Origin of the sequence: Aeoliella straminimaris (assembly GCF_024054565.1) — a bacterium.
Classification (GTDB): domain Bacteria; phylum Planctomycetota; class Planctomycetia; order Pirellulales; family Lacipirellulaceae; genus Aeoliella; species Aeoliella straminimaris.
This window is the reverse complement of the sequence record NZ_JAMXLR010000026.1, coordinates 382,073-403,254: the sequence shown is the minus strand read 5'-3', so window position 1 is coordinate 403,254 and position 21,182 is coordinate 382,073. Positions and strand designations below refer to the sequence as shown.

The window sequence follows — 21,182 nt, the reverse complement described above, 5'->3', positions numbered from 1 at the left end:
CAGTTTGACTTCCCGCCTTGGCTGTTTCCGCAGGATTGCTCACGTGCCGCCCGACTTCAAAGACCGCTCGCCCCAGCCTACTCCCACTGGGCCGTGGCGGAAGTTCATGGATCTGCTATCACGCCGGTGGCAGACCCTTCGTGCCATGGAGGTGTTCGTTGGCTCCTTCGCGTTGCTCATCCTGCTGGGCACCTTAGGATTGAAGTTGCTGCCGGGCATCTACACGGGCGACCCGCTCGGCTGGACCGATGCCGTCTTCACGGCCACCAGCGCCGTTTGTGTCACGGGGCTCATTGTGGTCGACACCGGTAGCAACTTCACCTTCGGCGGACAGGCATTCTTGCTGCTGCTGATCCAGATTGGCGGGATCGGCATGATGACGCTCGCAAGCATGGTGATCTTCGCCCTGGGGGGCCGGCTGTCGCTGCGGTCCGAGGCCTCTGTCGTGGTACCACCTTCGCTATCCGAAATCAGTCCTCGGGCACTTATCCTGGCTGTGGTTCGATTCACGCTCACGTTCGAGGCCATCGGTGCCGTGCTGTTGTATCTCACGTGGGGACCCAAGCTCGGTTGGGGGCACGCCCTGTGGCCGGCAATCTTCCACTCCGTCAGTGCCTTCTGTAACGCCGGGTTCTCCATCTACACCGATTCGTTGGTGCAGTTTGCCGAATCTCCCGTTACGCTGCTCATCATCTCGTCGCTGATCATCGTCGGCGGACTCGGGTTCGTAGTCATGGAAGAACTCGCCCGGCGCTGGCGTCAGCCTCGCAAGGAGCGACGGGCCCTCTCGCTGCACACGAAACTGGTACTCTCCAGTTCGCTGTTTCTCACGCTGGCGGGGTGGTTGCTGTTTCTCATGTTCGAGTGGAATGAGGGACTCAACAAACTGGCGTATCTCGATCGGCTGACCAACGGACTGTTCATGAGCATCACGCCCCGAACGGCGGGGTTCAACACGGTCGACTATCGTTCGATGTCCAACAGTTCCAACTTCCTCACGATTCTGCTAATGATGATCGGTGGATCGCCTGGCTCCACGGCCGGGGGATTCAAGACCACGTCGTTCGCGATCATCGGTTTGCTAGCCTGGTCGCGGTTGCGATCCCGGACATCCGTTACCTTTGCCGAACGATCGATCCCCGAGGAAACCGTGCAGCGGGCCGTGGGGCTGCTGGTGATTGGTGGAATGATCATCGTCGCGGGCATCTTCCTGCTGGCAGGCATCGGCGATCTGCTCAATCAAAACGACGGCTTCCTTGCCGAGGCCTTCGAGGTCGTTAGCGCGCTGAACACCGTGGGGCTGTCGATGGGGGTTACCACGCACCTTTCGGTGCACGCTTGTTGGGTCATTATCCTGCTGATGTTTGTGGGCCGGGTTGGTCCCCTGTCCCTGGCGGCTTTGCTGCGGCGGCGGTTTGCCCAAAGCCGCGATTTTCGCTATACCCACGAAGACGTCATCGTGGGCTAAACCTCTCTACTCCATCACTCTGTAGAATCGAATGAAACGCTTTCTGATCGTAGGTTTGGGCAACTTCGGCACCGCCGTGGGACTGTCGCTCGCCGAGAACGGCCACGATGTCATTGCGATTGATCGCGACGGAACGCTGGTCGACCGAGTTGGCAATCAGTTGGCCCGGGCCGTCGTTGGCGATGCCACGGACATCGAAATCCTCAAGCAGCTTGGCGCGCACCAAACGGATGCGGCCGTCGTTTCGCTGGGCGACGACATCACGGCCTGTGTGCTGGCCTCGATGGCTTTGCTGGAACTGAAGATCGGCGACATCTATGTGAAGGTGGTCTCCAAGGAACATGCCCGCGTCATGGAACGGCTGGGAGTTGGACATACGATCTTTCCGGAGTACGACACCGCCATCGAACTGGCAGCCCAACTCGGTGGTCCGGGGCTGCTGAACTACACCAAGCTGGGCCCCGACTTCAGCATCCAGGAAATGAGCGTGCCCGACAGTTGGATCGGCCAGACCATTCGCGAGTTGAACATTCGCCAGAAGTACGCCCTGACGATTGTCGCCCTGCACGACTACCTGACGGGTAGCACGCTGGCCGCTCCCGATCCGGACCACAAGCTCAACGATTCGGACACCCTGCTGGTGGCTGGCAACGACGAAGCCTTGGCCCAGGTGGCCAAGCTAAAGTAGCCGCTCCAGCTGCGGGGCCGTTTTCCCCAACTCCAATCCCCCAGCTCCAATCCCCCAGCTTGCATTCATGGGCCCAAAACTCCCCGAGTTTTGGTCGCCCTCGGTTGCAGAAACCTCTGTTTTTCTCGGCCTAACCATGTAGGGGGTGCGACAAAACCCGCTGCGTTGTTCCCCGCAGGTTTTTTGGGCCACCCGAGTTGGCCCAAAACCCCGTTGGTGGCGATTTGCTCCCGCGAATCAGCCTACGCTACCAACGCTCGGTCGCGGAGCGAACGGCCACAAACTGCCGCAACTCTATTGGATCACACGTGTTTGTGATTTCAACGGCGATTTGTTTACACGAGGCCGCTAGGAATCGCAGGCGAACGCGGCAGAGGCTCGCATCGCCGCCGCACAGGCTCGGCGGTGCGGTTGGGTGCGTTCGGTGTGTCACGTCGAACGCACTGAAGTACCCTAAATGGCGGCCGCTAAGTTGCCGAGGTGATGTAGACCGACTGGAGTTGGGTGACACGCGAAGAGACAGAGGTTGGGCACACCGCTGTTAATTAGAGGCCTGCCGGCGACCTGCCCAATGCCCACCGTTGCACCCTAACGTCCCCGGTAACCGCGCCGCGGCGAACGACAATGATTTCAGATCCTGCGCGGCCCGCGGCTCCGTGTGCAACGGTTTGTTCGGATTCTATTTGGGCAATTCGCCGAGTTCCAACAGCTCCCGAATCTCCGCGTCTTTTTGGATTGGCTCTTTACATTTCTTGACATCAAAGGGAATGGTCGTTAGATCCCGCTTTAACTGATGTAACTCGATTTCTTCCCCTTTGGCTTTGATAACAAACAGCGTGCCGTTTGACAGATCGTAGCCTTTTCCATTGATTCGGCAGATCGCCGTTTTGCCATCCTTCGTTTCAAGCACGCATTTGTACCCTCCCGTTTCCGGAGACCCCGCAGCCACTGTCGCGGTGTATACAGGGTTTTCCGTTGAACCCGTTCCGCCAGCATTGTGCCCCCCTTCGACGTCATCGACGAACAGTACCGTTAGCCCTTGCTTCCATCGAAGGAAAGTAATGTTCATGCCTGGAGCCGTCTGGCGGATGATATCCGCGCCAGGGGGCGTAGTCTTCGTGCCACAACCGGGTATCGAAATGGCAAAGGCCAACACAGAGGAAGCCAAAACGCAACCACGAAGCTGATTCTTGAAAGTACTCATCGTCATCTCCACAATCTCCGGGAAAAACTGAAGTCGAATGACCCGCATCACCGGTCAGCGGGAGTTAATGTTGCTCTAAAGGTCCGCTAGCCACCGCCGCTCCGGTGCATGCGATGGTTGTGCGATCTGCATTGATGACTGATGAAGGCAACGTCTCTCACTTCCGGTTCCATGCCGGGAATCTCCGGAACTATCGATGCGTGATTCCAAGTGCAACAAGGACACCGAAAATTGCCACCATCAACCCAGCAACGATGTAGAACGAGTGCACACGGTCACCCAATAGAATTCGTGACCGGGCAGCTGCGATACACAAAGAACTCGGTCTTCGTGAGGCCTCCAAGAAACATCAGCAGACCGACTATTGTTATTGCGATTCCCCACAGATTGTGCATCGTTGGTTGTTTCCTTTCCAGTATAAGCATGTGCGGCGTGGCGCGGGGGGGAATGATCAGCGGACGCCATTTGATCAATTTGTGATTCGACGTCGCGAAGGAAATCTTGGCAGCTTTTCACGCGTATTCGGTAAAAATGCCAATCTCGGGAAGTGAGTCGACGTCATTGCAGCATCGCGGACGAGTTGGAGCCGGTTAACAATAAATGGACAGAAAACACTGCCTATACCATTAAGCAGTCTGCTCCATTGACGGCGCAACTCCAGCCTACTACAAGGTTTGCGAGCCCGCCTATCGAGATTCGGCGAGTAATGCAGAATCGAACAGGTTGCCAGCGAAAGGGGCCTTTGACGTACGTCGCGAAGCTTGCTCCAGCTACCGCCGACGGGGCTCTGCTGCCGCATTTTCGCAGGCATCCAAACTCGCGTCGGTTGTCACAACCTCTTTCAGTTACGGAACTTCCTATCTGCAGTCGGTGCAGCTCACCTCAGTAGTTTTGGAGTCATCAAACCCCGCGTCGGACATATCGTCCTGCGCAGGTTCGTGAATAGTCGATGCCATCCAGCAGCGCCGCTGGGTACTCAAGATAGTTGAGAGTTCGAGCTTCAGACCGATCGAGTACGTCCCGGTGCCGGCCGGGGTGGCCGGCCTACTGTTACGCCGCGCCGGGTGCCTAGGGACGAACTCCGCAAGCCCCAGCAAACACCTGCTCACCCGCGGCTAGTGCCGTCGGCTCAATTGGCTGGCGGACCTTCAGCACCTGCACGCAGCCCGCGCGGCACCGTTCATTAGATCACACGCTTGCCCGATATCTACGGCGACTTTCTTGCACGTTTTTTACACGGGCTAGTCGCGTTTCCGGCGTTCTACAGCAACGCCTGCAGCGTCAGGTAGCAGCCGACAAGCAGTACCACTCCTCCGGTTATCAACCGGGCCCAACGTTCGGTCTTGCTCACCGCCTGGAACGCCTCGCCCAGCTTCTTGGAACCAACGGCGATCAAGGCCGCGAATCCGATGACCGGCAAAGCGGTACCAACACCATATAGCACCGGCAGCAGCACGATCGAACCAGCCGATAGCGAGGCCATCACGTTGCCGAAGAACAGGGCCGCCGAGGTGGGACAAAATGCTAACGCGAACAGAACGCCCAGCACCAGCGCTCCCCAGATTCCCAGCCGGTCGATGCGCTGTCTGGCCGACTCCGAGATCCCCCCGCCGCCGAGGTTGATTTCGATCAGGCCGACGAGCAGCATGCCGACCAGAATCAGCGTGGGCCCCAGCAGCAGGTGCATGTACTTTTGCAGGAAGAGCGAAACGCCAGGCACCGACAGGGCAGTGCCAACCAGCAGCAGCGCCAGCCCCACGTACGCGACAACTCGTCCTATCGTGTACAGCAACCCGGCTAGCAGCACGCGGCGTGGGTTGTCGACGCGGCGGCCGATGTAGCTGATGGCGGCGATGTTGGTGGCCAAGGGGCAAGGGCTGATCGAGGTCAACACGCCGAGCCAAAGGGCCGAACCGGCCGCTAACCACCACTGGGTCATTGCTTCTTCTCCGCCGACTTCTCAGCGTCTTTCCTGGTTTGCTTCAGGTAGAGGGCAACCCCTTCCTGGACGTACGCACGGAACGCAGCGGGCTTGCCGACCAGTTGCCAGACCTTGGGCATCTTGGTCCAGCAAACCGTCTCCCCCTCAAACCGGTTGAGCAGCACCAACGTCGGCGATTGAATACCGTAAGTTTCCGCCAGCTTGGTGTTCTTCTTGTTTTGGAAATCAACCAGCTGGAAATCAACGACACCCGACTTGGCCTCTTTCGCGAAGCCTTTGGTCACTGCCTCCTGCGATAACGTGCCGATCCGCTTGCAGGTTGGGCAACGCTGAGTGCGATGAAAGTAGATGGCCACCACCTGATGGTCAGCAGGCTGTGGGCGTTCGGTTTCGGGAGCCGAGTTTGGCGTGGCCACCACGCTGCTCAGAACCAGCACGGCGGAGATGATTGTTGCTGTCGTCATGGTTGCTTCCTTGTTGGAGATGTCCGGTGCTGTTCCGATCAGGAGCCCAGCATCGAGCGGGTTTCGGATTGTACGTACTCGGTAAACGCATCGCGGTCGCCCACCAGTTCCCACACCCGAACCAGGTTTCGCCAATCGGCTACCTTGCCATCCACCCGGCGCACCAGCACCACCGTCGGCGAAACAATCTCGTAGTCCGTCACGAAGTGTGAGTTCGCGGGCTGTTCGTAGTTCACAACCTTCCATTGCATCCGGTCCTCGGCCAATTCGTCGGCGAACGCCGACTCGACCGCTTCGTGAGAGAAACTCTCGATGCTCATGCAGGTTGGACAACGCGTTTCTCCATGGAAGTAGTACACGACCAGGGCGTTATCCGGCTGTTGCTCGGCACCCAGGGGTGCCTCGTCCACGGGCGACTTCCGAAACTCGCGTCCCACGAGTATCACAACCGACGAGGCGACAAAGATCAGCAGTGCTCCAGCGATCCAATTCTTGGCGTTCATCCTTACCATCGCTTCCGGAGTTAGGGGTGTATTTTTTCATACAGGGCCGTCAAGTTCGTGCGATAGGCCGTGCGGAGTACCGGTTCGAACCTGCCCAGCGGTTTCACAGGTATCAGACTCATTACCTCGTCGGACGTCAGGTGCGACGAGGTTAGCATGTCGACGGCGCCCACCGTCATGGCCTTTAGCGCTCGACGGGCTTCGTCTGGCTGCAAACCAAACTCACTAGCGAGCGACTCCAGTTCCAGCCATTGCGGCCACAGATAGGTAGGCCCCATGGCGGCGACGATGGCGTAGGCCTCGAGCTTTTCCTCCGCTACTTCCGGAAGTTCGCCCAACGGCCTCATCAGGTCGCGAATCGTCTTGCGATCGGTGTCTTTCAACGCGTTGCTCCAGGCGATCGGGTTAAAGCCGTTGCCGACCAGCGATGGAGCATTTGGAATGAGCCTCGCTAGCCGTTCGAATCCTCCCAACACGTCTTGTAGCTTCGAAATGGTAACTTTGGGAGCAAGCGACACCACGATGGTGTCGGTACCTAGCGCGCCCGCGACCGACGAAGCAACGTCGGCAACCTGTGGCGGATGAACAGCGAGAAACACAATCGGTTGCTGCGCCGCCTGCGCGGCTGTGCCCTGGACCAGAGTGCCATACGGGGCTGCAGACTGCAGCGTGGCGAAGGCCGCCTTGTCCGGTTCGCAGACAACGACCTGCGAGAGTTGTTTGCCGACACAATGCCAACCGCCGAGCAGGATACGAGCAATGCGGCCGCCACCAATGAAACCAATCGAGGGATGGGACATGAGTAAGACTCCCGTTAGTGAAGTTGTCGGTCAGTGCGGCAGGACGGCTATGATTTCCTCGGGCGTAGCCACTTTGCCAACGATCTTCACCTCGCCGTTGACGGCCAGTGCAGGCGTCGACATGACACCGAACTTCACGATCTCGTTGATGTCAGCCACCTTCTGCACGTCCGCTTCGACGCCCAGTTGTTGGACGGCCGCTTCGACATTTTCTTTCAGCGAAACGCACTTCTTGCAGCCCGTGCCCAGCACTTGAATGGTGATCATCTTGTGAACCTCCTAAGGGATGGTTGTGGTAGCAGCGGCGGTAGCGACCTGATTGGTCGTGGTTGTCGCCGTGGGATAGAGTGTTCCGAAGCTTGCCCCCGCGATGGTCGCCATCACCACGACCAGCAGCACGAAGACAGCCGTCTTCGCGTTGCCGACAACACTGCGGATGACGAGAATGCTTGGCAACGACAGCGCAGGCCCTGCCAGTAGCAAGGCCAGTGCCGGCCCGTTGTGCATTCCGTTTCGCATCAACGCTTCGAGGATGGGAACTTCGGTCAGCGTGGCGAAGTAAAACAGGCAGCCCACCACCGAGGCGATTAGGTTCGACAGCAAACTGTTGTCGCCCACCAGGGCGGCAACCTGCTTTTCGGGGATCAGAGCGCCCAAGAAGCCAACGACGAAGACACCACCGAACAGCAACGGCACCAACAGCTTGGAGAACTCCCAGGTGTTGCCCATCCACTCGGCGAAGTCGTCGCGATCGAGCCATGCGAGGCTCATCACCGCCACCAGCACGCCCATCGCACCGGCCAGGTACCAACGATAGTGATAGACGCGAGTAACCCAGTTATCGACGTCTTCGATGCTGGCCACTTGGGTCTTGGCCACCCGAACCACTTCCGACGCCTGGTGGCCCAAGGCGGCCTGTTGGAGTCGCAGGTCGAAGCTGTTCTCTGTCTCGTATTGCAGCGTGGCCTCGATTTGTTGCCCGTCCGCTAACTGGACGACTTTATCGCCCGGGTTGAACCAATCGCTGAACACCAGAAAGGCGAGCATCGCCGCCAGCAGCGAGGTGTTCTGCCAGAGGGGCCGGCTCGCCGCCGGAGGATCGGGCTGGGCCATCGTAATTTCGGTTCGCTCGTCCTCGCTGCGGCGAAACAGTACTGCCATGACTAGGCCGATGATCACGCCGAACACCATGGCGCCCACCACGCGGGCGACGCCTAACTCCCAACCCAGGACGCGGGCCGTGAGAAAGATCGCGAGCACATTGATGGCCGGACCGGCGTAGAGGAAGCAGGCGGCTGGCCCCAGACCGGCGCCTATTCGGTAGATGCCGGCGAACATTGGCAGCACGCTGCACGAACAGACAGCCAGCACCGTGCCCGAGACCGAAGCCACCGAGTACGACTCGACCTTGTTGGCCTTCGGCCCCAGGTGCTTGAGTACCGACTCTTTGGACAGAAACGTGGTGATCGCCCCAGCGATAAACAGGGCCGGTACCACACAGGCGAGCGTATGGTTGCGAGCGTACCACTGCAGCAGCAGGAAGGCCTCGACAATGGCTCCCGTGATCTTGGCCGCCAGTGGATCCGTCTGGGGGGTGAACTGCGGCGTCGCCAGCGGTACGAAGTAGGCGAACAGAAAGACGCCTAGAAACGCCGCGAAGATCTTCCATTCCCGATTCATCGTCACGCACCAGCTTGTATACTTGCATGAATTTGCAACTATCTAACCAAATAAAAACGCCGCCCCACGCAGCGGCTACGACAGTACCTTCAGTTGTTGGTCGACGTTGCACTTCACTACCGACTCGATGCAGCTAAACAGGCTCTTCAGGCACTTCACCCGCAAGCGGTAAAACACCATCTGACCCCGCTTGTCGCTTTCGACGATGCCAGCATTCTTGAGTTGCGAGAGGTGCCGCGAGACAGTCGACATGTCCATGCCAATCACCTCGGTCAGCTCACAAACGCACACTTCATCCTGCTCGGCGAGCACATCGACCAGCTTCAACCGAGCCGGATGCGCTAGCGCCTTGAGCACCTTGGTCCGCGTCTCGTACTTGGCTCGTTCCGCTCGGTTCATTGTATTGATATCGGAAGTTGTGTATTTGCAACTTTATGCAAGTTTACGTCGCAGCACCCAGAGGGTCAAGTCGGACTCGCATCCGCAGGCCTGCAAACCTGCATTCACTCGCAAGCGATTCTAGTCGGAGTTGGGATCGAACAGAGGTGGAAACCGGACCCGTAACTCTTCAAGATAGCGTGAACTTGGTGGTCACACGCGCGGAGGCAACGCCCTCGCAGTTGGCCGGCGACGGTAACTTTGGCAAGTGTCGGTGTTTCGATCATGGCAGGTGACCTTACCTCCCCTCCAGGACCCTTCTCATGACGCCCAAGCGAATCGCTTTCTTCGGCTCCAGTTCCATCTACGGCACCGCCGACGACGAAGCCGGTGGCTTTGTGAATCGGTTTCGACTCTGGTATGAGTCCATCGACAACAGACACCGCGTGTACAACCTTGGCATTTGGGGCGAGCAGACACGCAGCTTGATCGACCGCATCGCCCCCGAAGCTGCCCGGCGTCGGCCGCATCTGATTATGGTTTATCCCGGCTTCAACGATTGCCGCCGGCAAGGCTTTGCCGAGGCACCGAACGCTGTACCGCTACCACGTTTTCGCGAGGCGATGCAAGAGCTTATCTCCAATGCCCAAGCGATCACCGAAACCGTTGTGATGACGGGGTATCCCTTCGACGAATCGCGGACCTCGCCCTATCTGGATACCGACAGTCACTACCTGCTCCGCGATGCGGAAGATTACAGCAGTGCGCTGGTGGCGGTTGCCAGGCGGTGCCAGGCAGGAGTGCTCGACTTGTTCACGCAACTGCAGTGCGTAGATATGAACTCGCTACTCGCGCCCGATGGCTTGCACTGCAACGCCCAGGGGCACGAAAAGTTGTGCGTCCTCACAAAAGACTACTTTCGAGCCGCTTACGGTTTGAAAGCGTTTTAGAATTCGTCGCCGCCCCCATAGCTCGAAAACTCTTCGTGGGGCGCCGGCGCGGCGTTCGTAAAGCGGGTAAAGTCGTGCAGCCAGGTGAGTTTCACGTCGCCGGTGGGACCGTTACGCTGTTTGCGAACCAGCAAATCGGCTTCGCCGCGAACGCGTTCGCGGTCCTCATCGTTCGTCTGGTAGTACTCTTCGCGGTGTACGAACATCACCACGTCGGCGTCCTGCTCGATGGCTCCCGATTCACGCAAGTGGCTGAGCGCGGGCTTGTTGTCCTTGGTCGATTCGACCTGGCGGTTAAGCTGCGCTAGGCAGAGCACGGGCACCGCGAGTTCGCGGGCCAGCCCTTTCAAGCGGCGGGCGATCTTCGAGACCTGTTCCTGCCGCGGGTCGCGCGAGTTATCCGGCTCGATCAGCTGCAGGTAGTCGATCACGATCAGCGACAGCCCGTGGCGGCGCTTGAGCCTTCGGGCCGCGGCCGAGATTTCCGTCATCGTGCGACCGGGCGTGTCGTCGATGTACAGCGGCGCGGTGCTTACCTCGTTTGCGGTGCGGATTAGCAGCTGGCTTTCTTCCTTGCTGATGTGACCGTTACGCAGTCGGTGGCCGTTCACCTTGGCCCGCGAGCAGAGCAAGCGGTCGCCGAGTTCGAGCTTCGACATTTCAAGGCTGACGAACAGCGTCGGCGCCTGAGTGTTGACGGCCACGTGCTCGACAATATTCAACGCGAAGGCCGTTTTGCCCATACTGGGGCGGGCCGCCAGGATCAGCAGTTCGTTGGCATGCAGCCCACCGGTCATCTCGTCGAAGTCGGTAAAGCCCGTCTCAACGCCACCGTGGGCGTGATCGTTCTTCATACGGGCGTCGATCCGGGCGAGTGCTTCGTGCAGCACCTCTCGGATCGAAGTGACCTGGGCGTTGCCCTTTTCCTCCAGGATGGCGAACACCCGCTCTTCGGCGCGGCTGAGCATCTCGCGGGGATCCATCGTCGGATCGTACGAGTCGCGAATGATGTCCGTACTGGCGTGGATCAGCGACCGCAACGTTGCCTTTTCGTGAACGATCTTGGCGTAGTACTCGGCGTGAGCCGCTGTGGGAACCGCTTCGCCCAGTTCGGCGATGTACGACGAGCCACCCACCATATCGAGGTCGCCCGAGTCGCGTAAGAACTGCAGCAGCAGCATCGGATCGATCTGCTTGCCCGATTCGTGCATCTCGACGAAGCGGGCGTAGATGCGCGAGTGGGCGTCGTCGTAGAAATCGTCGGCGCGAAGGATGAGGGCGACTTCGTCGAACTTTTCGGGCAGAATCAGCAGGCTGCCCAGCACGCCGCGCTCGGCCTCGAGCGACTGCGGCATCTTGCGGTCGAGCAGGCCCTCGGTGTCCTTGGGTCTGTCGTCTCTGCCGCCACGTCCCGAGTCCTTACGACGTTCGTCTGCCACAGCGCACACTCCTTCCTGCGACTGTTTGGGGAAATAACAGCAGTCCCCGTTTCCCGGATCCTCACCCAGATGTCTCCCCCCAGGGGTATGCCCGGCGGGAAGGGACGGACCGCAAGCTCTTTACTCGTCGGCGGCGACGGTCGGCACCACCCACACCTTCACTTCGCCTTCGACCGCAGAGGAGAGGCGGACCTTCACGGTGTAGAGGCCCAGTTCCTTCAGGACGCCTTCGAGACGAATTTGATCGGCATGGAGATTGATGTCGTTCTTCTTCAGAGCGGCAACAATCTCGGCGGCGCCAACGCTACCGTACAGATGGCCATCCTCGGTGGCATTGGCCTCGATAGTAACGCTTTGCTTGGCGATTTCGGCAGCGTAGCTTCGCAGCTCGGCCTGACGGGCGAGCTCGATTTGCTGTAGCTTGACCTTATGCTTATCGACCATCCGTTGGTGATGCTCGGTAGCGACGGTTGCCAGGCCTTGAGGAATGAGATAATTCAGTGCGTAGCCACGCTTTACCTCAACCACTTCGCCCTGCTTACCCAAGTCGGGAACCGACTGGATCAACAGCAGCTGAACGCCACCGTGGGGGCCGGTGGGAAGACGCTTGAATCCCTTGTTCTTACGCTTGACTTTGGTTTGCATGGCTGGTTGGTCGGTTGCGGGTTCAGTTGTATTTCTTGTAAGCAGGGCCCGTCAGGACACCTTCTGTTTTGGCTTGGCTGGGTTTGCCACTCGAGGGGTTTGCCACCTAGAACGGGATTTCGTCGTCCGGAGGCATGCTGGGCGGGGACGAGTAGTCGTCGTAGCCCGAGCCGCTTGACTTGCTGGCGGCCGGCTGGCGTTGGGGGGCACTGCGGCCACCGCCGCCGCCTCCTCCGCCACCACCACCACTGAGCATTTGCATCTTCTCGCCGATGATCTTCACCTTCGAGCGCTTTTGGCCGTCCTTCTCCCAAGTGTCGTACTTCAGGCGGCCTTCGATCAGCAGGGGCGAGCCCTTGCTCAGGTACTCGTTGGCCACTTCCGCGGTGCGACCCCACAGGGTGACGTCGAAGAAGTTGACCTCGTCTGTCCACTGGTCGTTCTTCTTCACCCGCTCGTTGACGGCCATGCCAATCTCGGCCACCGCGGTTCCGCTCGGCAGGTAGCGCAGCTCGGGATCGCGGGTCAGGTTTCCGACCAGAATCACTCGATTAAAGCTTGCCATGCTGTGCCTCGTCCGTGGGGAAGGAGTATCTGTACATTTGAACCGATGGGCCAAGTCTACCCGATCGACTTTCGACCAGCAAGCAGTTTGCCCGGCTGGCGGAACGACCGGCGATTGGGCCGCGGATTATTCGGCTCCAGCGGCGACCGGTTCGCCGGCTTCTTCCTCGGAGGGCTCTTCTTCCGGCTGGCCGGTGCCCTGGGCGTGAGCCAGGATCGGCTCGACCAGGCTGGGGTGAATCTTCAGCACCAGCTGACGCAGTACGCCGTCGTGCAGTTCGCACTTGCGGTTCAGCGGGGTGATGGCGTCCGTGGGGCTGCGGAAGTAAATCAGCCAGTAGGTGCCCTTCCGCTGGCCCTTGATCGGGTAGGCCAAGCGGCGTTCTTCCCACAGTCGACTGACGACAACCTCGCCGCCACCATCGACAACCATTTGCTCAACTTCGGCAGGAAGACCCTGCTGGTCGCGGGCAAACTTATTGGCGTCGAAGAGGAACAGGCCTTCGTAAACTTGGGTGGACAATTTTGCGTCTCCGTGGGGAGTCAGTGGGGGCGTTGGGTATCTTAGTTAAACTGGTTCATCGCGGCGGTCGGACCTTGCCGCACCCAGCATTCTACCGCATCGGCGGTTCGGCGGATGGTTTGGTCGGCCAGTTCCTGTTCGTCGCGGGCAAACTTGCCCAGGACGAAGTCGACTGTACTCCACCGCTCCGGCACCGGTCCGATGCCGATTCGCAGCCGGGCAAAGTCTTGGGTGCCCAGTTGCTGGATGATGTTGTCCAGTCCATTTTGCCCGCCGGCCGAGCCCTTGGTCCGCATGCGGAGCGTGCCCAGTGGCAGGTTAAAGTCGTCGCAAACTACCAGCAAATCGGAGGGTGGCAGCTTGTAAAAGTCGGCCGCCAAGCGAACCGAAACGCCGGACAGGTTCATAAAGGTTTGCGGGGCCACCAGCAGAACCTTCTCGCCGGCCAGGGCGATCTCGGCCAATTGCGACTGGTGCTTGTCGCGAAACCTATCGGCTTGCCAGCGTTTGGCCAGTTCGCCGATTAACTCAAATCCTACGTTGTGTCTCGTGTTGTCGTACTTCTTGCCGGGGTTGCCGAGCCCCACGATCATCTTCATGGTTGTCAGCTATCCCCGCTAACCACTGGTCGGTTCTCCCAACCGGGTGGCGTGTGTTATTCTTCCGAACTTTCCTCGTCCTCGGGCTTCTGGCCAACCAATTCTGGTTCGGCGCCGGTGGTGCCCAGGGCTTCTTCTTCCTCAGGCTCTTCGGCCAGCGGGGCGACGCAATTCAGCAGCACCCGATCGGCGTCGGTCAGCAGCTTCGCACCCTCGGGCAGGTCGATCACGGCCGAAGCGGTCACGGTGTCGCCCAGGTGGACATTGGCCAGATCGATGTGCAGCTTCTCAGGAACGTTCGCCGGCGTGACCTCGATTTCCACCGAGTGGTTTACCCAGGTCATCATGCCGCCTTCGTCTTCGCCGGGGGCCTGCCCCTTGGCTTCGACGGGGATCTCAACGTGTACTCGTTCGCCAGCCGCGACCCGCAATAGGTCGGCGTGCAGCACGTAGCGGCCAAAAGTGTCCCACTGCAGGTCCTGCAGCAGCGCCTGGCCCTTTTCGTCGCCGGCCAGTTGCACAATCTTAGCGCCGTGGCGGAGCGTGGTCGACAGCTCTTCGTACGGCACGGCCAAGCTTACCGAAGGCTCGTTGTGGCCATACAGCACGGCGGGGCAAAGGCCTTCGGAGCGGAGGCGGTCGCTCGCCCGTGTGCCGAGTTTCTCGCGTTTCTTGACGTTCAGTGTTTCAGACATCTTGGCGTTCTCACAAGCGGGCCGCCCCGTTCCCGGGCATGCAGCGATTGCCGCCCAGAGGGTCCGCCCGAATTGAATTGGCAGAATCCCTCATTTTGCGAGTTTTGGCCGAGATTGCAAGCGGTCCCCGAGGTGAATTTCGGGTCATTTTGGGCGGCCTGGGTAGAATCGGCCGGCCCCGCGGGCCGGATGGCCGTATTGGGGTGGTTTTGACCGGGAAATCGCCGGGGAAGGCGGCACGAGTGGGGGCGAGTCGTGTAAACCGGAAGGAGCCTAGGCGACCTAAGAATCTGGCTTTGCAGGTAGAACAGCATTGCAAACGTGGGAATCTCGCCGACCAAGCTCAGAAACGGCCGAACGAAAGAGCACAGCAACCTCTGGCTGAAACAAGCCCCCGCGTAGGTCCGGCACGGGCGATTTCTCACGCAAAGGCGCGAAGGAGCGTCGTAGGCCGCGACGAGCTTGTGCTGTTACGGCAACTGAGCCAGAGCTTCGCCGAACTTACTAGAACGCCCCGCCACCGCCGAAATCTTCGCCGCCGAGTCTACCGTCACCCCCACCGAAACCACCTCCACCGCCTTCCACAGCTTTGCTGCTTTGTTTCGGCTTCTCCTTGCGTTGGGCACGAGTCCCAGAACGCTTGCCATTCTCCCGAGACTCTAAAGGCAGCGCGAACCGATGTTGCCTGGCTAGCCTTAACGCCGAGAGAAGATTTTGGATCTCCTGGTGCACTTCCTCGCGGTGCCTGACGATGAGCAAGTTGGGCTGCATCGCTGCGATGTATCCGTCGTCGCCTCCCCAGCCATCCACACAGCAGGTGGCCTGGATAATCTCGATAAGATGAGCGATATCTTCCGGGTATTGAGCAAGGCCCCGTGTCTTGGCGGAAGAGGCAGCCCCCTGCTTTACTTCGAGCAGGTCGCCGACAGGATAGATTCCGACCAAAGGCCAGGCGAAAGATTCATCCTCACTGGCAATCACCACCGTATCGTGCACGAGAATGTAAGTTAATTCGACCTCGTGCAGCGTGAGCTTCAGCGCCGCGCCTAGCGACATCTCGCTCAAGTTTGCATCGAGCTTTTCGTCTTCTGAAAGCCCCAGGTCATCGAAAGATGAAGGGTCTAGCTGTACCTTAAGCCCGTACTCTTTTCTGACGAAGTCGGCCACTTCCGACAATGGCATATCCTTGAACTGGAAGCCTTCCTTTTTCAGTGGCTGCGCCAGCAAGCGTTGTAGCTTGTCTACCTCTGGCGAAGCCCAAATCACCTGCGACTCCGGCCAATCTTCTCTCGCATCGCTGTATAGCCCTGAGACTCCAAATCGCTCGGCAAGACTCTTGTCGAATACTTGCTGATGACCAAGCACTCGGGAAAGCTTGCCTGGAAAAGGTCGCACTTCCGCTTCGGGGGGCGCATCCGAATCATCGACGGAATAGCGGTCGAAAATCTGGTCGATAAGCGCCTCAAACGAATTATCATCAGACGGATCATCCTGAGCCCGTACCGAGTCATGGCCTGAGAGCCAACAGCCAGCAAACAGCAGCAAACTCACGCATGCGACTTTAGCGTACTTCACGGGTACATCTCCCCGAGGGGTCACCAATCGAATAAGGGCCGATGTTTAAATCATACACCCCCTCGGCTGCTCGATGTGAAACTTCAACTCCAGTAAAGTGCCGAGTCGTGTGGTCCGAATTCTTGCCAGTCCGACTACCGGGACCTTGCGTCGTAGATGGTAAAACAGCCGGTGTAAAATAATCGCTGTAGAAATCGCGCGGCGATCTGGTCCAATGTGGGGGTGGCGATAGGTTCGCTCGGCTGTTTGGCAATTTGGATTGGGCTGTAGGCTCTGGGCTGTAAGTTGTAGGCCTGGGGGCTGCGCTGGAGGGGCGCGCTGTTGGTTCGTGCTGAGCAGGTGAGGCTCGGGCTTGCCCTTCGCCGTCTGGCCGAAGAGTTTTGGTTCAACTGGCCGAGTATTGGTACAACTCACCGAACATGCGGAGAACAACGCGGAGGATTCTGTTCCCTCCTTCGCATGGTTTGGCCAGTAAAACCAGGGTTTTCACCACTAGGGTGGAACCAAAACGGTGGGAGTTTTGGGACCACGGATTCGCAACGTAGAACTGGTCCCAAAACAGTGAGCGGCACTCGGCTCCGGTCTGGGACAACGTTGGTCTCGAGAGGTTCTCGCGGACCGCGTGGCGGTCCGGCTAGAGGGACCATTCGCTGCGGATCGAAGCTTTAACCTGCTGCTACCGGAACAACTTACTCACCGACTCGTTCCGGTGAATCGCCTTGATGGCGTCGCCCACGAGTTGGTCGACTGGCAGCGTGACCAATTGTGGCAGCCGCTCGCGGACTTCGGTGCTCAGCGGGATGGAGTTGGTGCATACCAGGCTCGTGAGGTTAGCGTTCGACAAGCGGTCGAGTGCCGGGCCGCAGAACACCGCGTGCGTGATACCAACATGGATTTCTTTCGCGCCGAAGTCGTGCAGCACTTGCGCGGCGCCGCAGATCGAGCCGGCGGTGGAGATCATGTCGTCGAACAACAGGGCCACTTTGCCTTCGACGGCACCGCCCAGCAGGTTGGCCTGCACGGTGGTTTCGGCGCTGGTGCGGCGCTTGTCGATGATCGCTACTTCGCCACCGAGTCGCTTCGAGTGCCCCAAGGCGCGTTTGATGCTGCCTTCATCGGGACTGACGATCACGATTTCGTCGAGGTCGATGTCTGAGTCCAGGAAGTGTTGGTTCAGCACGGGCGCGGCGTACAGGTGATCGACCGGTACGTCGAAGAAGCCTTGAATCTGCGCGGCGTGCAGGTCCATGGTCAGCACACGATCGGCGCCGGCCCGGGTGATCAGGTTCGCCACCAACTTGGCAGTGATCGGCACGCGGCCTTCGTCCTTGCGGTCCTGGCGGGCATAGCCGTAGTAGGGGATGACGGCCGTGATACGTTCGGCACTCGCCCGCAAGCAACTGTCGATCATGATCAACAGTTCCATGAGGTTCTCATTCACCGGAGGGCAGGTGGGCTGGATGAGGAAGATGTCGCGGCCGCGGATGTCTTCGTCGATCTTGCAGGAGATCTCGCCGTCGGGAAACCGGCCGAGCGACACCTTGCCGAGCGGCACGCCCAGATAGTCGGCAATTTGCTTGCTGAGTTCGGGGTTCGCGGTACCGCTAAATAGTTTGATGTCTTGCATCGAGAAAGTGCCCAAGGAAGGTCCACCACAGGTTGGCGAGCAAAGGTGTCAGGGGCGCGCCGCCACGCCCTCGGGGCACTGCATTTTGCCAAGATTCCTCCAGATTTGATAGCCGGGGCGGACCGGTTGTCCACCTGGCGACCAGGCGGATTGACGTTGCTCGGCCCGCTGGGCGTTTGCTACCCTGCGCCGCGCTATTTATCCACCATTTTGACCTGGAGGCCCCTGGCTATGTCTCGAATTCGACTAGTTGCCAGCACCTGCCTGATCGTACTCACGGCCGCTGGGGCTCTGCATGCCGAGCAGCCAGCGGACCACGTGGCGCTGCGTACAGAGCTAGCCGAACTGAAGTCGCTGGCCGAGCAGTTGCAGGCTCGGATTGCCAAGTTGGAAGAGCGGTTGGCACCGCCAATGCGCCCCAGCGACCTCCGACTGATCCGCCAAAACGATGCCTTGGTGGTGTACTTTGCGAGTCCTATTCAGAATCCGGGGGTCACGAGTGAAATGCGGCGAATCCCTGGTGGGAAAAGGTTGGTTCCTACCATCATGGCCACCGTGGAGGACATCTTGCCTAATGGCGACTGTGTGCTTTCCGGTCCGGCGAGATACGAGGTTGACGGTGTCCGATACGAGGGGGTGCTGACTGGGGTCGCGCCAAGAAACGCGATCGGCCCTTCAAGAAATATACGTGCCAAAGACGTAAGGGATTTGAAAATCGACGTGCGACAGTCGATAGCGAATTAGTCGGGTCGCTTCGAACTACGATTCGCCGTCCAGCATGCGCTGGGCTTCCTCGTCGCTCATCCCCTCGATTTCGGCGAGCAGTGCTTCGAGGTCTTCGTCGGCCGCTTGTGCTTCCGGCTCTTCCACGGCGGCTGGCGATTCGTCGTCCTGGCCGATGGATTGCTCGGCCAGGTATCGCGACAGGGCGGCGGGCGTGGGATAGTTCCACGCCACGATCGGCGGTAGCGGCACGCCGAATTCTTCTTCCAGCTCGTGGCTCAGTTCCACGGCCGTCAGCGAGTCGACACCGAACTCGGCAAACGGCTTGTCGCGGTGGATGTCGGCCGGGTCGAGTCCTACGCGGTCTACCAGCCATTCTTCCAGCCAGGCCTCGATCCTCTCGGCTGTTTGCTCGACACCAAAGACGTCGCCAACGAGTTGATTGCTGCGAGCAGCTTGCCCGTTTTGTTCTGTTCGCTTTTGACCGTTGGACGAGGCGGATCGGACTGGGGCTTTCCATTCGTGAACGACACGCAGTTTACCCTCCATGTACTGGTCGCGGGTGAGCGACCGCTGAACCTTGCCGCTGGAAGTAACCGGCAGCGACGATTGCCGGATGAGCACCACGGCGTGCACGTCAAGTTCGTGCTGCTCGGCCACCGCCTGACGCATCACGCTGATGACGTTGGAATACTCGCTTTTGTCGAATTGGCGGTCGATCTGGTTGACCACCACCAGTTTTTCCTCATCGCCCACGGTCACGCTGAACGCGGCACCCGGCATCAGGGCAGGGTGGGCCGATTCGGCGGTGGCTTCGATGTCCTGGGGATAGTGATTGCGGCCGCGAATGATGATCACGTCCTTCAGCCGCCCGGTGACGAACAATTCGCCGCGGTGGAAGAAGCCCAGGTCGCCTGTGCTGAGGAACTCGCCCTCAATACCACGCACGCGGGCGTGGAAGTTGCGGTTGATCTCTTCGGCGCGGCCGAAGTAACCCTTGGCCACGCTGGGCCCCTGCAACACGATCTCGCCCACCACGTCTTCGGGGCACATCTGACCGGTGAGTGGATGGAGGATTTCAACACGATGCTGGGCGGGGGCCGTGCCGCAGCCAACCAGTTCCTGCACGTGGTCGCTGCTTCCGTTGACGGCAACCTCCACGTTGCCCTCGGCCAGGGCAGCGCGGTCGACCCGCAAAATGGTCGGCGGTCGACGGTGTTCGCTGCCAGCGGCCAGCAACGTGTTTTCGGCCAACCCGTAGCACGGGTAGAACGCATCGGGCCGGAACCGGCTGGCGGCAAACGCCTCGGTGAATTGGCGCACCGTCTCGGCCCGGATTGGTTCGGCCCCGCAGAAGGCAAGCTGCCAGTTGGAGAAATCGAGCTTCGCGCGCTCTTCGGGTTTGGTTCGCTTGACGCAGTACTCGTAGGCGAAGTTCGGAGCGCCGCTGATGGTGGCTTCGTAGTGGTCGATTGCTTCCAGCCACCGCATCGGTTTTTGCAGGAAGGCCGCGGGCGCCATCAGGACACTGCGACCGCCTACGTACAACGGAGTGAGGATGCCGCCGATCAGGCCCATGTCGTGATAGGCGGGCAACCAGAACACACCGGTGGCAATCTTCTCGCGGCCCGATAGATCGACTTCGATGCCGAACGACTGACGAATGGCCTCCAGGTTAGCGAGCAGGTTGCCGTGGCTGACCATCACGCCCTTGGGATCGCTGGTCGAGCCGGAGGTGTATTGCAGAAAGGCCAGTTGTTCGGCGTCGATATCCGGCCGATTCCAGTCGTCCGCTTCGCTGCTCGGTACTTCGTCGGTGGCCATCCAGTGCATGGCGGCCACTACCTCGTCCTGCTGCGACATATCAACGGTGTCGAGTGTCTGCCGAGTGGTCAGGGCCACGCGAGCCCCGCTGTCGCGAGCGATGCTCGCCATCCGCGGCAGCGGGCGACGTGGCTTTGGATAGGTGGCCGGCACAGCCACCACGCCAGCATACAAGCATCCGAAAAAGGCCGAGATGAACTCGAGCCCCGCCGGGTAAACCAGCAGCACGCGTTCGCCGAGTTCGAGTTCCGCACTCAGGCGACTGGCAATGGCTTTAGCCCGCTGGTCCAGTTCGCGGAAGCTGATGGGCTGCTGGCCGTTCTGCTCGTCGAGATAAACGTACGCCGTGCGATCGCCGAACCTGGCCGCCTGTTGGCGGAGCAGGTCAACCATCGTCTCGAGCGTGCGAGCGCGTTGCAGGATAACGGATGCCATAGTTTGATTCGTGGGGATGCGGTCCGTAGTGGCCGCATCGTTATTTTATGTTAGGCGGGTGGCTTCGAATGTCGAACGGCTATCCACCTAGGATAGGCAACGTCAGCCGAAGGTGCACTCTTTTTCGGTATCGGAACAAAGCTGCGGGGCATACCAACTTGGCCTTTGTCGCCCCTTCAGACCGATCGGTCCGCAGTATTATGCGTTCTCGATGCGATCCGACCTTCCCCCGCCGAAGCACCGCCTTCCTAGCGAATGGGCTCCCCATGCCAGGGGAACGCCTGCCCTGGCAAGACGACCATTTTAGGTATAAAAAACAGGCGGCGTAAGACCCTCGCAAAAAACGTACAATCACAATAGGCAGCACAGACTGCCAACCTGGCGATGCCGAAATCGCCGGTGCTGCCGTTAGCGCAAATGTTTGTCGGCGCTAAGGTTACAGGTCCTATTCCAGCT

The 21,182-nt window shown here is 59.6% G+C and carries 21 protein-coding genes; 4 read left to right on the top strand and 17 right to left on the bottom strand.

Annotated elements, in window-relative coordinates; translation table 11 throughout:
• Positions 1-43 precede the first annotated feature (43 nt).
• Both NG895_RS08460 and NG895_RS08455 read left to right on the top strand, forming a co-directional pair.
• Entirely contained in the window at positions 44-1,468 is a 1,425-nt protein-coding gene (locus NG895_RS08460) for a TrkH family potassium uptake protein (RefSeq protein ID WP_252852038.1), read from the top strand.
• A 31-nt stretch (positions 1,469-1,499) separates the two neighbouring features.
• A complete protein-coding gene (locus NG895_RS08455) occupies positions 1,500-2,156 on the top strand; it encodes a potassium channel family protein (RefSeq protein ID WP_252852037.1) in 657 nt (218 codons plus the stop codon).
• 679 nt (positions 2,157-2,835) lie between these two features.
• Here the strand turns inward: NG895_RS08455 and NG895_RS08450 are convergent.
• From NG895_RS08450 to NG895_RS08415, 8 genes are all read right to left on the bottom strand, one after another.
• The gene (locus tag NG895_RS08450) at positions 2,836-3,360 is read right to left on the bottom strand and encodes a hypothetical protein (protein WP_252852036.1); all 525 of its coding nucleotides are present in this window, start codon (positions 3,358-3,360) and stop codon (positions 2,836-2,838) included.
• Positions 3,361-4,621: 1,261 nt separating this feature from the next.
• Positions 4,622-5,299 (bottom strand): aromatic aminobenezylarsenical efflux permease ArsG family transporter, encoded by a 678-nt coding sequence (locus tag NG895_RS08445; RefSeq protein WP_252852035.1) that lies wholly within the window; start codon positions 5,297-5,299, stop codon positions 4,622-4,624.
• Complete coding sequence (locus NG895_RS08440; protein ID WP_252852034.1) at positions 5,296-5,766, bottom strand: nitrophenyl compound nitroreductase subunit ArsF family protein; 471 nt, start codon at positions 5,764-5,766, stop codon at positions 5,296-5,298. Before NG895_RS08440 ends, NG895_RS08445 begins: the two co-directional genes overlap by 4 nt.
• A 38-nt stretch (positions 5,767-5,804) precedes the next feature.
• A complete protein-coding gene (locus NG895_RS08435) occupies positions 5,805-6,269 on the bottom strand; it encodes a nitrophenyl compound nitroreductase subunit ArsF family protein (protein WP_252852033.1) in 465 nt (154 codons plus the stop codon).
• A 20-nt stretch (positions 6,270-6,289) separates the two neighbouring features.
• Positions 6,290-7,069, bottom strand: coding sequence for a pyrroline-5-carboxylate reductase family protein (locus tag NG895_RS08430; RefSeq protein ID WP_252852032.1), 780 nt, complete (start codon positions 7,067-7,069; stop codon positions 6,290-6,292).
• Between the two features lie 30 nt (positions 7,070-7,099).
• Positions 7,100-7,336: a thioredoxin family protein gene (locus NG895_RS08425; protein WP_252852031.1), complete on the bottom strand. Its 237-nt coding sequence runs from the start codon at positions 7,334-7,336 to the stop codon at positions 7,100-7,102.
• Between the two features lie 12 nt (positions 7,337-7,348).
• On the bottom strand, positions 7,349-8,749 hold the full coding sequence (locus tag NG895_RS08420) for a permease (RefSeq protein WP_252852030.1): 1,401 nt from the start codon (positions 8,747-8,749) through the stop codon (positions 7,349-7,351).
• Positions 8,750-8,824: 75 nt separating this feature from the next.
• The gene (locus NG895_RS08415; protein ID WP_252852029.1) at positions 8,825-9,148 is read right to left on the bottom strand and encodes an ArsR/SmtB family transcription factor; all 324 of its coding nucleotides are present in this window, start codon (positions 9,146-9,148) and stop codon (positions 8,825-8,827) included.
• A 302-nt stretch (positions 9,149-9,450) separates the two neighbouring features.
• Between NG895_RS08415 and NG895_RS08410 the strand changes: the two genes are divergently transcribed.
• Entirely contained in the window at positions 9,451-10,077 is a 627-nt protein-coding gene (locus NG895_RS08410; protein WP_252852028.1) for an SGNH/GDSL hydrolase family protein, read from the top strand.
• On the opposite strand, the gene dnaB is transcribed toward NG895_RS08410, so the two are convergent.
• The 8 genes from dnaB to NG895_RS08370 form a co-directional block, all read right to left on the bottom strand.
• Positions 10,074-11,516, bottom strand: a complete 1,443-nt coding sequence (gene dnaB / locus NG895_RS08405; RefSeq protein ID WP_341871436.1) for a replicative DNA helicase — start codon at positions 11,514-11,516, stop codon at positions 10,074-10,076. The genes NG895_RS08410 and dnaB overlap by 4 nt on opposite strands.
• 120 nt (positions 11,517-11,636) lie before the next feature.
• Positions 11,637-12,161: a 50S ribosomal protein L9 gene (gene rplI / locus NG895_RS08400; protein WP_252852027.1), complete on the bottom strand. Its 525-nt coding sequence runs from the start codon at positions 12,159-12,161 to the stop codon at positions 11,637-11,639.
• Between the two features lie 106 nt (positions 12,162-12,267).
• Complete coding sequence (locus tag NG895_RS08395) at positions 12,268-12,726, bottom strand: single-stranded DNA-binding protein (RefSeq protein ID WP_252852026.1); 459 nt, start codon at positions 12,724-12,726, stop codon at positions 12,268-12,270.
• A 126-nt stretch (positions 12,727-12,852) separates the two neighbouring features.
• Positions 12,853-13,248, bottom strand: coding sequence for a 30S ribosomal protein S6 (gene rpsF, locus NG895_RS08390; protein ID WP_252852025.1), 396 nt, complete (start codon positions 13,246-13,248; stop codon positions 12,853-12,855).
• A gap of 41 nt (positions 13,249-13,289) precedes the next feature.
• Complete coding sequence (gene pth, locus NG895_RS08385) at positions 13,290-13,847, bottom strand: aminoacyl-tRNA hydrolase (protein ID WP_252852024.1); 558 nt, start codon at positions 13,845-13,847, stop codon at positions 13,290-13,292.
• Between the two features lie 56 nt (positions 13,848-13,903).
• Positions 13,904-14,542, bottom strand: a complete 639-nt coding sequence (locus NG895_RS08380; RefSeq protein ID WP_252852023.1) for a 50S ribosomal protein L25 — start codon at positions 14,540-14,542, stop codon at positions 13,904-13,906.
• Between the two features lie 504 nt (positions 14,543-15,046).
• Positions 15,047-16,117 (bottom strand): hypothetical protein, encoded by a 1,071-nt coding sequence (locus NG895_RS08375; protein ID WP_252852022.1) that lies wholly within the window; start codon positions 16,115-16,117, stop codon positions 15,047-15,049.
• 676 nt (positions 16,118-16,793) lie between these two features.
• The gene (locus tag NG895_RS08370) at positions 16,794-17,744 is read right to left on the bottom strand and encodes a ribose-phosphate diphosphokinase (protein ID WP_252852021.1); all 951 of its coding nucleotides are present in this window, start codon (positions 17,742-17,744) and stop codon (positions 16,794-16,796) included.
• 231 nt (positions 17,745-17,975) lie between these two features.
• Here NG895_RS08370 and NG895_RS08365 point away from each other — a divergent pair, with 231 nt between their 5' ends.
• The gene (locus tag NG895_RS08365) at positions 17,976-18,488 is read left to right on the top strand and encodes a coiled-coil domain-containing protein (protein WP_252852020.1); all 513 of its coding nucleotides are present in this window, start codon (positions 17,976-17,978) and stop codon (positions 18,486-18,488) included.
• Positions 18,489-18,503: 15 nt separating this feature from the next.
• Here NG895_RS08365 and NG895_RS08360 read toward each other — a convergent pair whose 3' ends face one another.
• Positions 18,504-20,726, bottom strand: coding sequence for an AMP-binding protein (locus NG895_RS08360; RefSeq protein WP_252852019.1), 2,223 nt, complete (start codon positions 20,724-20,726; stop codon positions 18,504-18,506).
• Between the last annotated feature and the right edge of the window lie 456 nt (positions 20,727-21,182).